The organism is Zavarzinia compransoris, assembly GCF_003173055.1.
Classification (GTDB): domain Bacteria; phylum Pseudomonadota; class Alphaproteobacteria; order Zavarziniales; family Zavarziniaceae; genus Zavarzinia; species Zavarzinia compransoris.
Window position 1 is genome coordinate 500,563 of record NZ_QGLF01000003.1, and the last position, 13,285, is coordinate 513,847.

General features: G+C 70.1%; 13 protein-coding genes. 9 read left to right on the top strand and 4 right to left on the bottom strand.

Annotated features, from left to right (window positions below):
- The first annotated feature begins 19 nt into the window (after positions 1 to 19).
- The 5 genes from DKG75_RS13100 to DKG75_RS13120 all read left to right on the top strand — a co-directional run bounded on the left by DKG75_RS13100 (position 20) and on the right by DKG75_RS13120 (position 5,066).
- Positions 20 to 1,936 carry a phytase gene (locus DKG75_RS13100; protein ID WP_109921565.1) on the top strand — a complete coding sequence of 639 codons (1,917 nt, stop codon included), beginning with the start codon at positions 20 to 22 and terminating at the stop codon, positions 1,934 to 1,936.
- Positions 1,937 to 1,959: 23 nt separating this feature from the next.
- Positions 1,960 to 2,643 (top strand): protein TolQ, encoded by a 684-nt coding sequence (gene tolQ, locus DKG75_RS13105; RefSeq protein ID WP_109921566.1) that lies wholly within the window; start codon positions 1,960 to 1,962, stop codon positions 2,641 to 2,643.
- A gap of 15 nt (positions 2,644 to 2,658) precedes the next feature.
- On the top strand, positions 2,659 to 3,102 hold the full coding sequence (gene tolR / locus DKG75_RS13110) for a protein TolR (RefSeq protein ID WP_109921567.1): 444 nt from the start codon (positions 2,659 to 2,661) through the stop codon (positions 3,100 to 3,102).
- Positions 3,099 to 3,995 (top strand): energy transducer TonB, encoded by an 897-nt coding sequence (locus tag DKG75_RS13115; RefSeq protein ID WP_109921568.1) that lies wholly within the window; start codon positions 3,099 to 3,101, stop codon positions 3,993 to 3,995. Before tolR ends, DKG75_RS13115 begins: the two co-directional genes overlap by 4 nt.
- A gap of 93 nt (positions 3,996 to 4,088) precedes the next feature.
- Positions 4,089 to 5,066 carry a calcium/sodium antiporter gene (locus tag DKG75_RS13120; protein WP_109921569.1) on the top strand — a complete coding sequence of 326 codons (978 nt, stop codon included), beginning with the start codon at positions 4,089 to 4,091 and terminating at the stop codon, positions 5,064 to 5,066.
- A 14-nt stretch (positions 5,067 to 5,080) separates the two neighbouring features.
- On the opposite strand, the gene DKG75_RS13125 is transcribed toward DKG75_RS13120, so the two are convergent.
- Together DKG75_RS13125 and DKG75_RS13130 are read right to left on the bottom strand one after the other, a co-directional pair.
- The gene (locus DKG75_RS13125; protein ID WP_109921570.1) at positions 5,081 to 5,722 is read right to left on the bottom strand and encodes a 3-oxoacid CoA-transferase subunit B; all 642 of its coding nucleotides are present in this window, start codon (positions 5,720 to 5,722) and stop codon (positions 5,081 to 5,083) included.
- Positions 5,723 to 5,733: 11 nt separating this feature from the next.
- Entirely contained in the window at positions 5,734 to 6,444 is a 711-nt protein-coding gene (locus DKG75_RS13130; protein WP_280523248.1) for a CoA transferase subunit A, read from the bottom strand.
- A 127-nt stretch (positions 6,445 to 6,571) separates the two neighbouring features.
- Between DKG75_RS13130 and DKG75_RS13135 the strand changes: the two genes are divergently transcribed.
- The 4 genes from DKG75_RS13135 (at position 6,572) to DKG75_RS13150 (ending at position 11,360) form a co-directional block, all read left to right on the top strand.
- A complete protein-coding gene (locus tag DKG75_RS13135) occupies positions 6,572 to 7,492 on the top strand; it encodes an SDR family oxidoreductase (protein WP_109921572.1) in 921 nt (306 codons plus the stop codon).
- A 14-nt stretch (positions 7,493 to 7,506) separates the two neighbouring features.
- Positions 7,507 to 8,295 (top strand): enoyl-CoA hydratase/isomerase family protein, encoded by a 789-nt coding sequence (locus DKG75_RS13140; protein ID WP_166646536.1) that lies wholly within the window; start codon positions 7,507 to 7,509, stop codon positions 8,293 to 8,295.
- A gap of 27 nt (positions 8,296 to 8,322) precedes the next feature.
- Positions 8,323 to 9,873: a long-chain-fatty-acid--CoA ligase gene (locus DKG75_RS13145; RefSeq protein ID WP_109921574.1), complete on the top strand. Its 1,551-nt coding sequence runs from the start codon at positions 8,323 to 8,325 to the stop codon at positions 9,871 to 9,873.
- 194 nt (positions 9,874 to 10,067) lie between these two features.
- Positions 10,068 to 11,360: a hypothetical protein gene (locus DKG75_RS13150; RefSeq protein ID WP_109921575.1), complete on the top strand. Its 1,293-nt coding sequence runs from the start codon at positions 10,068 to 10,070 to the stop codon at positions 11,358 to 11,360.
- 47 nt (positions 11,361 to 11,407) lie between these two features.
- On the opposite strand, the gene DKG75_RS13155 is transcribed toward DKG75_RS13150, so the two are convergent.
- Together DKG75_RS13155 and DKG75_RS13160 are read right to left on the bottom strand one after the other, a co-directional pair.
- A complete protein-coding gene (locus DKG75_RS13155) occupies positions 11,408 to 12,418 on the bottom strand; it encodes an NAD(P)H-dependent flavin oxidoreductase (RefSeq protein WP_109921576.1) in 1,011 nt (336 codons plus the stop codon).
- On the bottom strand, positions 12,415 to 13,284 hold the full coding sequence (locus DKG75_RS13160; RefSeq protein ID WP_166646537.1) for a MaoC/PaaZ C-terminal domain-containing protein: 870 nt from the start codon (positions 13,282 to 13,284) through the stop codon (positions 12,415 to 12,417). The genes DKG75_RS13155 and DKG75_RS13160 overlap by 4 nt, the downstream gene beginning before the upstream one ends.
- Position 13,285 lies beyond the last annotated feature (1 nt).

Sequence of the window (13,285 nt, forward strand, 5' to 3'; positions counted from 1 at the left end):
GTTCGGAGCCTCCGGTTCGATGAAATCTTTCCTGATCTGCCTGCCCCTCGGCGCCGGGCTGCTGCTCGCCGGCTGCGACGGGCCGGCGGCCCGCGCGGCCGACGAAGCGCCGCCCCTGTCCCTGGCCCCCTGGCCCGCCGGGGCCGAATTGGCCGCCGAAACCCTGGAATTCCTGCCCTCCGCGGACGACCTGCGCCTCGCCGCCGGGCGGGACGGTCTCGCCGTCCTCGACCCGGCGGGCGGGGTGCGGGGCACCATGGCCGGGCGCTATGCCCTGCTCGACAGCCGGCCGGCGGCGGGCGGCTTCGCGGTCGCGACCCAGGACGTCGAACGCCAGCAGGCCACGGTGGTCACCCTGGCGCCGGACGCCGGCGCCTGGCGCTTCGGCGCGCCGGTGCTGCTGCCGGCGCGGGCGTTCGCGGTCGAAGGGCTCTGCCTCTACCGCGACGGCGGGGGCAATCTGTCCCTGTTCCTCGTCGGCGACGAGGGGCGGGGGGAACAATGGCTGGTCGGCGGTCCCGATGATCTTCTGCCGGCGCCGCGGCTGATCCGCCGCCTGTCGCTGCCGCCCGCCGCCACCGCCTGCCGGACCGACGATGCCGGCGGCCTGCTCTATGTGAACGAGGAAGACCTCGGGCTCTGGGTCCAGGGCGCCGACGGCGACGCCGCCGCGGACCGCCGCGTGGTCGACCTGCGCCAGCCCCATGGCACCCTGGCCGGCGGGGTGCGGGCGCTGGCCCCGGTGCCGGGCGGCCTGCTGGCGCTGGATGCCGAGGCCGGTCGCCTGCGCCGCTACGCGGCCGGCGGCACCCTGCCGCCGATCGGCCTCGCCGGCCTGAAGGCGCCGGACGGGCTTGCCGCCCGGGTGGGCGCGCAGGGGATCGATATCCTGCTGCGGGACGAGGCCACCGGCCGTTTCCACCAGGGCCGGCTGGACTGGTCGCCCGCGGCGCCCGCCGCGCCCCCGCGCCTGCCGGTGATCGCGGCCGAGCGCCAGACCGAGCCCATGAGCCGGCAGGGCGATGCCGCCGACGACCCCGCGATCTGGCTGAACCCGGAGGCGCCCGAGCGCTCCCTGGTGCTCGGCACCAACAAGAAGCAGGGGCTGGTGGTCTATGATCTCGACGGCCGGGTGGTGCAGGACCTGCCGGTCGGCCGCCTGAACAATGTCGACGTGCGGGCGGGTTTCGCCCTGGGGACGGCGCTGGTCGATATCGCCGTCGCCAGCAACCGGGACCGCAACACCATCGACGTCTTCGCCATCGACCGGGCGAGCGGCACCCTGCGCCCGGCCGGCGCGATCGAAACCGGCCTGGCCGCGATCTACGGCATCTGCCTGTTCCAGGCGCCGGACGGCCCGCTCTATGCCTTCGCCAACGACAAGGACGGCAGCTTCCTGCAATACCGGCTGGCCGGCGACGGGGAACGGGTGACGGGCACCCTGCTGCGCCGCTTCGAGGTGGCGAGCCAGCCCGAGGGCTGCGTCGCCGACGACCGCCACCAGCGCCTGTTCCTGGGCGAGGAGGATGTCGGCGTCTGGTCGGTCGATGCCCGGCCCGAGGGGGCGGCGACCCTGGCGCCCGTCGCCGCGGTCGGCGACCTGCTGGTCGCCGATGTCGAGGGGCTGGCGCTCTATCCCGGTGCCGGCGGCGGCTATCTCCTGGTGTCGAGCCAGGGCAACGACAGCTATGCCGTCTTCGACGCCCTGCCGCCCCATCGCCCGCGCGGGGCCTTCCGCATCGGCATCAATGCCGCGGCGGGCATCGACGGCGCCTCGGAAACCGACGGTATCGAGGTCACGGCCGCGCCGCTCGGCGGGGTCTTCGGGCAAGGCCTGCTGGTGGTCCAGGACGGCCGCAAGCGGATGCCCGAAAGCAGCCAGAACTTCAAGCTCGTCCCCTGGAGCCGGGTCGCGGAGACCCTGGCCCTCGACTGACGCCAACAGGAGTGGCAACAACCATGGATGCAATGCCCGAAATGTCGGTCTGGCACCTCGTCGGCGACGCCAGCCTGCTGGTGAAGCTGGTCATGGCGCTGCTCGTGCTCGCGTCGCTCGCCAGCTGGTTCCTGATCCTTCAGCGCAGCCTGCTGCTGGCCGGGCAGGAGCGCGCGGACCGGGCGTTCCTGCGCCGGTTCCGGGAGTGCGACGACCTCGCCGCCCTGCCGGATCCGTCCGGCGCCGGCCTCGCCCATCTGTTCCGGGCCGGCTTCGGCGAATACCGGCACCTGGCCGGGCGGGGCGTCGCCAGCCCCGAGGCGGTGACCGAAGGGGTCGAGCGCCGGCTGCTGGTCGCCATCGCCGAGGAGGAGGAGCGCCTGGGCCGGGGCCTGCCGTTCCTGGCCACGGTCGGTTCCGTGTCGCCCTATATCGGCCTGTTCGGCACGGTCTGGGGTATCATGAATTCCTTCATCGGCCTGTCCCAGGTCCAGCAGGCGACCTTGTCGACCGTGGCGCCGGGCATCGCCGAGGCCCTGATCGCAACCGCCATCGGCCTGTTCGCCGCCATTCCCGCCGTCGTCGCCTATAACCGCTTCTCGGCCCGGGTCTCGGTGCTCTCGACCCGCTTCTATGCCTTCGGCAACGAGTTGCAGGCGCGGCTGAACCGCCGGCTCCGGGCCGGCGACGCCCGGCAGGCCGCCTGAACCGGGACGGCACCGATGCGAAAGCCCCCCAACCCGCACGGCCCCAAGGCCGAGATGAACGTCGTCCCCTATATCGACGTCATGCTGGTCCTTCTGGTGATCTTTATGGTTACGGCGCCGCTCCTGGTCCAGGGCGTGCCGCTGCACCTGCCCAAGGTGGCGGCGGAAGCCCTGCCCGCCGACACCAGGGCCCAGGTCATCACCCTGTCGGTGAAGGCGGACGGCACCTGCTATTGGAACCTGGGGACGGCGGTCGATGTCGCCGCCCGCACCGACGAGGCGGCGGACCTCGCCGTGATGACCGCCAGGGTCGGCGCCATCATGGCCGCCCGGCCCGATACCAAGCTGTTCATCCGCGCCGACAAGGATGCGAGTTATGCCGCCGTGGTCGCCGCCATGGCGGCGCTTCAGCGCGCCGGGGTCGAGAATATCGGCCTAATCACCGAGGCGCCGCCATGACCCTGCCCCCCGATCGGGACGGGCGGCGCGCGGCGGCAAGGCGCAACCTGGTCGCGGCCGGCCTGGCCCTGGCCGGCCATGCCCTGGTCCTTGCCCTGCTGCTCGGGGCGTGGCAGCCGCAGGCGCCGGCTGCGCCCCGGCTGCGCACCCTGACCGCGGCCCTGGTCGAGGTCCGCCCGCCGGCGCCGCCCGCCGCCGAGCCGGCCCCGCCGGCGCCCGAGCCGGTCCTGTCTGAACCGGTCCAGTCCGAACCGGTGGCGGCCCCGCCGGCGCCGCCCGAGGTGGCCCTGTCCGCGCCGGCGGTTCCCGTCCCCGAACCGGTATTGCCCGAGCCGGCGCCGGTCGCACCCCCGCCTGATACGTCTGCGATTACGGTGCCCGCACCGCCGCCGGTGGACGAGGCAGCACTCGCCCGGCGCCGTATCGAGGCGGAGAAGCGCGAACAGGAACGCCGGCGCCGCGCCGAGGAACGCGCCCGCCAGCAGGCCGAGGCCCGGGCAAAAGCGGCCGCCGAAGCCGAGGCCCGGGCCGCGGCCGAAGCGGCGGCAGAGGATGCCCGCGCCCGCCAGCGGGCCGAGGCCGAGGCCGCGGAAAAGGCCCGCGCGGCGGAGCGCGACGCCGCCAGCCGCCCCTATCTGCCGATCGAGAAGGAAGCGCCGGACTATCCGCCGCGGGCGCTGGACAAGCGGATCGAGGGCGATTGCACCGTGGTTTACCGCGTGAACGAGCAGGGCCGCGTCGAAGCCCCGGCGGCGCTGGACGATTGCCATCCGCTCTTCGTCAATCCCTCGCTGGCGGCGGCCCGGCGCTTCCGCTACCAGCCGCGCATCGTCGGCGGCCGCGCCGTCGCGGTCGAGGGGGTCAGGAACACCTTCCATTTCCGCATCGAATGACGCCCGGCCGGCGGGCGATATCCGGCTTGTCGGCCGGGCGGGCGCCGGGCCAGAATGGCGCGGTCGCCTTCGAGAACATGTTGTCCCCGCCCGATGCTGATTGCGCTTCTATGGTGTCTTGCCGGTCTTGCGGCGCTTGTCGGCGGTGCCGAACTGATCGTCCGCGGCGGCGGCCGGCTGGCGGGCCGCCTGGGGATTTCGCCCCTGATCATCGGGCTGACCGTGGTTGCCCTGGGGACCAGCGCACCTGAGCTGGCGGTCGGCATCGAGGCGGCGGTGCAGGGCAACGGCTCGCTCGCGGTCGGCAATATCGCCGGCACCAATATCGTCAACATCCTGCTGATTCTCGGCCTCAGCGCCATGATCGAGCCCCTGGCCCTGCGCTTGCAGACCCTGCGCTTCGACCTGCCGATGATGGTGGCGGCGGCCTTCGCCCTGATGATCATGGCGTGGGACGGCACGCTCTCGCGCGGGGAAGGCGCGGTCCTGACCGCGGCGGCCGTCGTCTACACCCTGGTCGTCATCCATTATACCCGGCGCGAAAGCCGCATGGTGCGGGTGGAATTCAAGCAGGAATTCGGCGCGCCCGCGGCCGGCGGCGCGCCGCTTCGCGAGACGGCGGGCGACGTGGGCGCGCTTGCTCTCGGGATCGCGATCGTCGTCGTCGGCGCGGACTGGCTGGTCGATGCCGCCGTCGCCCTGGCCCGGCTCGCCCAGGTTTCCGACGCCTTCATCGGCCTGACGATCGTCGCGGTCGGCACCTCCGCCCCGGAACTGGTCACGACCATCGTCTCGACCGTCCGGCGCGAGCGCGACATCGCGATCGGCAACCTGGTGGGCAGCAGCATCTACAATATCTTCGCCATTCTCGGCATCACCTGCCTGGTCCCGGCCGATGGCGTCGAGGTCGGCGAACATCTGCGCCTGGTCGATATCCCCGTCATGGCCGCGGTCGCGCTGGTCTGCGTGCCGGTGTTCTCCAGCGGCCAGGCGATCTCCCGCCGGGAGGGGACGCTGTTCGTCGCCGCCTACGCCGGCTATCTGGCCTATCTCGTGCTGGCGCGGACATAGCCCGCCCCTCCGGTTCAGAGTTCTATCTCGAATTCCGCGTCGGTCTTCCCGGTGATTTCCTCGAGGGAGACGCCGTCTGCGAGTTCGATGAGGGTGAGGCCGGTGCCGCCCTGCTTGTCGACCTTGAAGACGCCGAGATCGGTGATGACGAGATCGACGACCCTGGTGCCGGTGAGGGGCAGGTCGCAAGCCTTGAGCAGCTTGGACTTGCCGCCGGCGACATGTTCCATGACGACGACGACCTTCTTGACCCCGGCGACGAGATCCATGGCGCCGCCCATGCCCTTGACCATCTTGCCCGGGATCATCCAGTTGGCGAGATCGCCGTTGGCGGCGACCTGCATGGCGCCGAGGACGGAGAGGTCGATATGGCCGCCGCGGATCATGCCGAAACTGTCGGAGGAGGAGAAGAAGCTGCTGTCGGGCAGTTCGGTGATGGTCTGCTTGCCGGCATTGATCAGGTCAGGGTCTTCCTCGCCCTCATAGGGGAAGGGCCCCATGCCGAGCATGCCGTTCTCGGACTGCAGGGTGACATGGACGCCGTCGGGGATGTAGTTGGCGACGAGGGTCGGGATGCCGATGCCGAGGTTGACGTAGAAACCGTCCTGCAGTTCCTTGGCCGCGCGGGCGGCCATCTGTTCGCGGGTCCAGGCCATGGTCGGGCTCCTCAGGCTTTCTTGCGGGTGGTGCGCTGCTCGATGCGCTTTTCGTATTGGGCGCCCTGGATGATGCGCTGGACGAAGATGCCGGGGGTGTGGATGTGGTCGGGGTCGATGGTGCCGGGGGCGACCAGATGCTCGACCTCGGCGACGGTGACCTTGCCAGCGGTGGCCATCATCGGGTTGAAGTTTCGGGCGGTCTTCCGATAGACGAGGTTGCCGGCGGTATCGCCGGTATGGGCCTTGACGATGGAAAGGTCGGCGACGAGGCCGGTCTCCATGACATAGGTCTCGCCGTTGAACTGGCGGAGTTCCTTGCCCTCGGCGACCAGGGTGCCGACGCCGGTCTTGGTGAAGAAGGCGGGGATGCCGGCACCGCCGGCGCGGATGCGCTCGGCGAGGGTGCCCTGGGGGTTGAATTCGAGCTGGAGTTCGCCGGAGAGATACTGCTGGGCGAAGAGCTTGTTCTCGCCGACATAGGAGGAGACCATCTTGGCGATGGCCTTGGTCTCGAGGAGGACGCCGAGGCCGAAGCCGTCGACGCCGGCATTGTTGGAGATGACGGTGAGGCCCTTGACGCCCGAGAGCCTGATGCCCTCGATCAGGGTCTCGGGGATGCCGCAGAGGCCGAAGCCCCCGGCCATGATCACCATGTCGTCGCGCAACAGCCCCGCCAGGGCCGCTGCCGCATCCGCGTAAACCTTCTTCGCTCGTGCCACCTGTCCGTCCTTCCCCCCTTTGCGTGCCGCCGTCGCGCCACTGGATGGTTGACAGGCGATTAGCAGATAATACACTAGCGAACAATAAACATGTGATCTAAGGGCTGTTGGCGGCCCAGGGGGGAAAATGACGAAGAGTGAATCGGGCGGCATCGGCCAGCCCTTCCGCGACGACGCGCTCGCGGGCAAGCGGATCCTGGTGACCGGCGGCGGCAGCGGCCTCGGCGCGCAGATCGCCCGGGGCTTCGCCCGCCATGGCGCCACCGTCCATATCTGCGGCCGGCGCGAGGCCGTGCTGGCCGAGACGGCGGCGGCGATCGCGGCGGAGGGCGCGCCCGGCCGGGTCCTGCCGGTGGTCTGCGACCTGCGCAATCCGGAGATGATCGACGCCATGCTCGACCGGATCTGGGCCGAGGGGCCGCTCACCGGCCTCGTCAACAATGCCGCGGCCAATTTCGTCGCCCCCACCAAATCGCTGTCGCCCCGCGGCTATGAGGCGGTGCGTTCGACGGTCATGGACGGCTCCTTCTTCGTCACCCTGGCGCTGGGCAAGCGCTGGATCGCGGCGGGGCTGCCCGGGTCGGTGATCAGCAATCTGGTCACCTGGGTCTGGACCGGCTCCGCCTTCGTCGTGCCGGCCGCCATGGCGAAGACGGCGATCCATGCCATGACCATGTCGCTGGCGGTCGAATGGGGGCCCTACGGCATCCGCCTGAATGCCGTGGCGCCCGGGCCGTTCCCGACCGAAGGGGCGTGGGAGAAGCTGAACCCGATCCCCGAAACCTCCGCCGGGGCGACCCAGTCGGACCAGGTGCCGCTGCGCCGGTTCGGCCGCATGCCCGAATTGCAGAACCTGATGATCTTCCTGATGTCGGATGGCTGCGATTACCTGACCGGCCAGACCATCGCGGTCGACGGCGGCCATCATCTGGCGGCGCCCAGTACTTTTGCCGGGCTCGGCAGCCTGACGGACATGCAATGGTCGGCGGCGCGGGAACGGATCCGCGCCGCATCGGAGCGCGACAAGCAGCAGCGCACCGTCGGCTGAGGGAGGAAAAGACCATGAACCTGCCGTCCATGCGGCTCGAGATGCGCGCGGCCGTCGCCCATCTGACCTTCACCCAGGGCGAGCGCGGCAACCCGATCGACGGCGCCTTCTGCGCCGATATCCGTGCCGTCTCGATCGAACTGGCGGCCCGGCCGGCGGTCAGGGCGATCCTGGTCACGGCCGAGGGCAGGAGTTTCAGCGTCGGCGGCGACATCAACGCCTTCACCGCCGATCTGGACGCCCTGCCGGCGAAGGTGACCGGCTGGGCCGGCGACCTGCACGACGGCATCGCCCGTCTGCAACGCCTGAATGCGCCGATGGTCGCCGCCGTCCACGGCGTCTGCGCCGGGGGCATGACCGCTTTCGTCGCCGGGGCCGATGTCGTGCTGGCGTCCGACAAGGCGCGCTTCGTCTCGGCCTATACCGGCATCGGCTATAGCTGCGATGCCGGCGCCTCGATCATGCTGTCGCGCCGCCTCGGCCATGCCCGGGCGAAGCGCTTTCTCCTGCTCGGGGAAGCGCTGGACGCCCAGGCCGCCCTGGCCGCCGGCCTCGCCGACGAGGTGACGGCGGCCGAGGACCTGGCCGCCCGGGCCGGTGCCCTGGCCGCGCGCTTGGCGGCCGGGCCCAGCTTTGCCTATGGCGAGATCAAGCGCCTGTTCCAGACCGTGGATCACCAGCCGCTCGAGGCGCAGCTGGCGCTGGAAGCGGCGTCCATCGCCCGCTCGGCGGCGACGGCGGACGCAAGGGCGGCCCTGACCGCCTTCAGCAACAAGGAGCGCCCGACCTTCGCGGGCCGATGACGGCAACGAAAGGCCAGGAGAAAGACGATGTGGGTCTATCCGGAAATCCGTACGCTTGGTGACCTGAGCACCTATTACCGCCGCCAGACGCCGGATCGCCGGGTCTTCCTGTTCGAGGGGCGGGACGTCACCTGGGGCGCGCTCGAACAGCGCGCCAACCGGCTCGCCCATCGCCTGATCGCCGAAGGGGTCGCGCGCGGCGACTGCGTCGCCTTCCTCGGCAAGAATTCGGACGATTTCTTCGTCGCCATGTTCGCGGCGGCCAAGGCCGGGGCGGCGTTCCTGCCGCTCAACTGGCGCCTCGCGGCCAGCGAACTGGCGGATGTGCTGGCCGACAGCGAGCCGCGCCTGATCATCGTCGAGCACGAGCATCAGGCCCAATTGCCCGGGGCGCCCTTCGCCTTGCCGCCCCTGATCCGGTTCGGGGCCGAGGCGCCGCTCGACTCCTACGCCACCGACCAGCCGGCGACGCCGCCGGACCGCTTCGTCTCCGAGGACGACACGGCGATCCTGCTCTATACCTCGGGCACCACCGGCCGGCCCAAGGGCGTGATGCTGAGCCACGGCGGGATCAACCGCATGCGCCTGTGCGAACATCTCGAAGGCGCCTATCAATGGCGCGACGGCGACAGTTTCCTGTTCTCGCTGCCGAATTTCCACCTGCTCGGCATCGGCCTGTCGCTTCAGTGCCTCTACAACGGCCTGTCGCTGACCATCCTGCGCCGCTTCGATCCGGCGGAATCGCTGGCCGCGATCAGCAAGGAACACCCGACGTTGCTGGTGCTGACGCCGACCATGATCCAGATGCTGCTGGACCATCCGGATGCGGCGGTCACCGATTTCTCCTCCCTGCGCCTGACCATGTATGCGGGCTCGCCCATTTCCCTCGGCCTGATCCGGCGGGCGATCGCGGCCATGCCCTGTCGCTTCATGCAGTTCTATGGCGCGACCGAGACGGCGGGCGCCGTCTCCCTGCTGCGTCCGGACGAGCACGATCTCGGCAACGAGGGCAAGCTCAAGTCCTGCGGCCGCCCGCTGCCGCTGATCGACCTGCGCATCGTCAACGACAAGGGCGAGGACGTGGCGGACGGCCAGCCGGGCGAACTGCTGGTCCGTTCCCCCGCCGTCGCCGCCGGCTACTGGCGCAACCCGGAGGCGACGAAGGCGGTGTTCCAGAACGGCTGGTACCGCACCGGCGACATCGCCATCCGTGATGCCGAAGGTCTCTACTATATCGTCGACCGGGCCAAGGACATGATCGTGACCGGCGGCGAGAACGTCTATTCCGCCGAGATCGAGCATGTCCTTTCCGTGCATCCGTCGGTCGGCGCGGTCGCCGTCATCGGCGTGCCGGACGAACGCTGGGGCGAGGCGATCAAGGCCGTGGTGGTGCCGGCCGCCGGCGCCGGGATCGACGCCGGCGAACTGACCGCCTTCTGCCGCGAGCGCCTGGCCAGCTACAAGGTGCCGAAGAGTTTCGACATCGTCGAGACCATGCCCCTGACTGGAACTGGAAAGATCTCGAAGAAGGACCTGCGCGCGAAATATTGGGCGGGGTTGCAGCGCTCCGTCGCCTGACGGCGCGGGAGCCGGAAAGGGCGGCCGCGGCCGCCCTTTTTTCATGCCCGGAAACGGTTGGGTTCCCATACTTTGGTTAGCCCCGTTTCGGCGCCAACCCCCGTCGGCGAGCGGCCTGTTCCGATAGAATTGGGCGGTGAAACGCCGGCCGCGCACGAGCCGGCCAGGGGACGGAAACAGGGGACGGGAACAGCATGCGACTTCCACAGATCTGGGCGTCGGTCGCCTCGGGTGCCATTCTGATGGCGGCACCCTGGGTCGCGGCGCAAGGCGCCACCGAGGCCGATACCCATGCGGTTGCAGAGACCAGCTTCCAGCTCGACGCTTTCGGCGGCGGGGACGAGGGCGGCGGCCTCTGGGGCGGCGCGCCCAGCGTCGCGCTGCCGCTCGGCGGGAATCTCGGCCTCCAGGTCGACGGCATCGCCGGCCGGGCCGCCGATTCGATCGATTTCTACGGCGGCGCGGTCCAGCTCTTCTACCGCGATCCGCAGCGCTTCCTGCTCGGCGCGGCCGCCGCCGGCCTCGTCGTCGACGGCGAATCGCAGTTCAGCCTTTCGGCCATCGGCGAATATTACCTCGACACTGTAACCCTGGAGGCCATGGCCGGCTTCCAGAGCGGCGACATCGTCGACGGCGGCGCTTTCGCCCGGCTCGGCTTCTCCTATTACGGCGGCGAGAATTTCCGCTTCGGCGGCGGCATCAGCTATTCCGACGAGACCAAGCTCGCGGCCGACGTCGAGATGGAGTACCGCATCGCGCCGGAGAACGGCATCGCCCTGTTCGCGTCCGGCGCGTTCGACAAGGACGGCGATCTCGGGCTCGCCGGGGTCCGGGTCTATTTCAACGACCTGAAGGGGCAGACGGAATCGGGCCTGCCCTCGCTGAAGGAAATCCACCGCCACCTGGGGCGGCGCAATCTTTTCCTGGCCGCGCCCACGGTGACCGGCGCCCGCTTCATCGGCCTTGCCGCCGGCGCGCTGTCGGGCGGGGACGGTTTCGGCGAGATCCAGCCGCCGCCGGCCCCGGCCGCGGCGCCGGCGGGGGGGCTCGGCGGTGCTGGCGGTGATCCGCTGTCGCTGCTCACCGATCTGCTGAACGGCCTGGTGCCGACCACCGACACGGGCACGCCGCTGGACGGCGTGCCGGTCCTTGGCGATGTCCTCGGCGCGGTCGTCAATCTGCTGTCGCCGGACACGGTCAGGGTCGGCGATCTGCCGACGGCGCCGGGGTCGATCGCCAATCTGCCGCTGCTCGGCGATGTCATCAGCCTGTTGCCCGCCCAGGGCATTCCGGCCCTGCTCGGCAGCCTGCAGCCGGAATTCGTGGCGAGCCAGCTCGTGCCGGCGCTGCTTCAGGGGCTGACCAATCCGGAGGTCGTCGGCGGCCTGCTCGGCAATCTGGGCACGGGGACGCTGGGCAACCTGCTGGGCGGCCTGCTGGGGGATGTGCCGCTGCCGGCACCGCTCGGCTCGCTGGCGACGCTCTGAGCGCAAAAAAAGACGCCCACCGGATCATCTCCGGTGGGCGTTCGAGTTTAGGCCGCAGCGGGAGAGGAGAGTAGAATTCCCGCCAGGCCCTGTTTCGCCTGCTCGTAGTCACGGGCGAGACGACCGATGAACTGGGATGCCGTTTCGATGCGGTCGACGGCGCCGATGCCCTGGCCGGCACTCCAGATGTCGCGCCAGGCCTTGGCGTTGGAGCCGCCGTCCTTGATGTTGATGCCGGCGTCCGGATCGCGCACCAGCTGCTTCGGGTCGAGGCCGTTGGCTTCGATCGAGGGGCGGAGGAAGGTCGCCGGCACGCCGGTGAAGCAATTGGTGACGACGATGTCGGACGCCGTGCCGGCGACGACCATTTCCTTGAAGCCCTGCTGGGTATTGGCTTCCTCGCTGGCGAGGAAGGGCGAGCCGATATAGGCGAAATCGGCGCCCAGCACCTGGGCCGCCAGCACGCTGCGGCCGTTGGCGATGCAGCCCGACAGCGCCAGGGGGCCGTCCCACCAGGCGCGGATTTCCTGCATCAGGGCGAAGGGCGAGAGATTGCCCGTGTGGCCGCCGGCGCCGGCGGCGACGGCGATCAGCCCGTCGACCCCGGATTCGGCGCAGCGCAGCGCATGGCGGTTGCTGATCACATCGTTGAAGACGAGGCCGCCGTAACCATGAATGGCACTGACGATCTCGGCCGGCGCCGCCAGGGAAACGATGACCACCGGCACCCTGTGGGCGACGATCACCTCGAGGTCGGCCGCCACCCGGTCGTTCGACTTATGGGCGACGAGATTGATCGAATAGGGCGCCGCCGGCCGGCCGGGGTGGGCGGCGTCGTAAGCCGCGAGTTCGGCCCGGATGGCGGTCAGGGCTTCGTCGAGCAGCGCGGTCGAGCGAAGATTCAGCGCCGGCAGCGAGCCGATGATGCCGGCCTTGCATTGCTCGACCAGCAGCTTCGGGGTGGAGGCAATGAACATCGGCCCGGCGAAGACCGGCAGGCGCAGCGATTTCAGCAGCGACGCCGACAGTTCCCTGGACCCTTTGTGCGGGACGCTCATGATTTCGTCTCCTCCTGATTCAATTGGGCGAAGCCCTGGTCGAGGACCAGCCGGTCGCCGATGCGGGCATTGAAATGGATGTCCTGCCCCTGCCGCCACAGACGAAAGTTCAGGGTATCGCCGGGAATGACGATTCCGGAGAAGCGCATCGCCAGATGGCGAAGCCCGGCGGGATCGTCCCGGCAGAAGGCCGAGAGCACGGCCCGGCCGGCAATGCCGTAAGAGGCAAGGCCGTGCAGGATCGGCCGCTCGAAGCCGGCGCGGGCCGCCACCGCCGGATCGGCGTGCAGCGGGTTCCAGTCGCCGGAAAGGCGGTAGATCAGGGCCGCGCGCGGCGAGGTCTGGACGTCGATGGTAACGTCAGGCGCCCGCGCCGGCACCGGGGGCGTTTCGTCGCGGGTCGCGGGCGGGCCGCCGAAGCCGCCGTTGCCGCGCAGCAGCAGGGTCTGGCGCAGGGTGCAATAGGGTGCGCCGGTTCTGGCATCACGGATTACACGCTGGAGAACCACGACGGCGCCCTTGCCCTCGCCCCGGTCCTGGACCGAGACGATGCGGGCCTCGGCGGTGACATCGGCAGCGGCGGGCAGGGGGGCGTGGAAGGTCGCGGCCTGGGCCGAATGGACGAGGCGCACCCAGTCGATGCCGAGCGCCGGCTCCTTGACCCACATGCCGAGGGTCGCCAGCGTAACCCCGAAGGTGGGCAGGACCTTCAGGCGGTCCTCCAGCAGGAAGCCGAGATCCGCCGCATCCAGCGGATCCCGGCCAAGCCCGAGGCCGAGGGCATAGAGAATGGCATCCCTCGGGACATAGGACTGGCGCTGGAACGGGAACACCCAGCCGAGCAGCGTTTCGGCGGAAAAGCCCATG

Bases quoted from the DNA above. Each gene is read 5' to 3' on its own strand.
- DKG75_RS13100 (WP_109921565.1), top strand. From the start codon at position 20: ATGAAATCTTTCCTGATCTGCCTGCCCCTCGGCGCCGGGCTGCTGCTC.
- tolQ (WP_109921566.1), top strand. From the start codon at position 1,960: ATGGATGCAATGCCCGAAATGTCGGTCTGGCACCTCGTCGGCGACGCC.
- tolR (WP_109921567.1), top strand. From the start codon at position 2,659: ATGCGAAAGCCCCCCAACCCGCACGGCCCCAAGGCCGAGATGAACGTC.
- DKG75_RS13115 (WP_109921568.1), top strand. From the start codon at position 3,099: ATGACCCTGCCCCCCGATCGGGACGGGCGGCGCGCGGCGGCAAGGCGC.
- DKG75_RS13120 (WP_109921569.1), top strand. From the start codon at position 4,089: ATGCTGATTGCGCTTCTATGGTGTCTTGCCGGTCTTGCGGCGCTTGTC.
- DKG75_RS13125 (WP_109921570.1), bottom strand. From the start codon at position 5,722: ATGGCCTGGACCCGCGAACAGATGGCCGCCCGCGCGGCCAAGGAACTG.
- DKG75_RS13135 (WP_109921572.1), top strand. From the start codon at position 6,572: ATGACGAAGAGTGAATCGGGCGGCATCGGCCAGCCCTTCCGCGACGAC.
- DKG75_RS13140 (WP_166646536.1), top strand. From the start codon at position 7,507: ATGAACCTGCCGTCCATGCGGCTCGAGATGCGCGCGGCCGTCGCCCAT.
- DKG75_RS13145 (WP_109921574.1), top strand. From the start codon at position 8,323: ATGTGGGTCTATCCGGAAATCCGTACGCTTGGTGACCTGAGCACCTAT.
- DKG75_RS13150 (WP_109921575.1), top strand. From the start codon at position 10,068: ATGCGACTTCCACAGATCTGGGCGTCGGTCGCCTCGGGTGCCATTCTG.
- DKG75_RS13155 (WP_109921576.1), bottom strand. From the start codon at position 12,418: ATGAGCGTCCCGCACAAAGGGTCCAGGGAACTGTCGGCGTCGCTGCTG.
- DKG75_RS13160 (WP_166646537.1), bottom strand. From the start codon at position 13,284: ATGGGCTTTTCCGCCGAAACGCTGCTCGGCTGGGTGTTCCCGTTCCAG.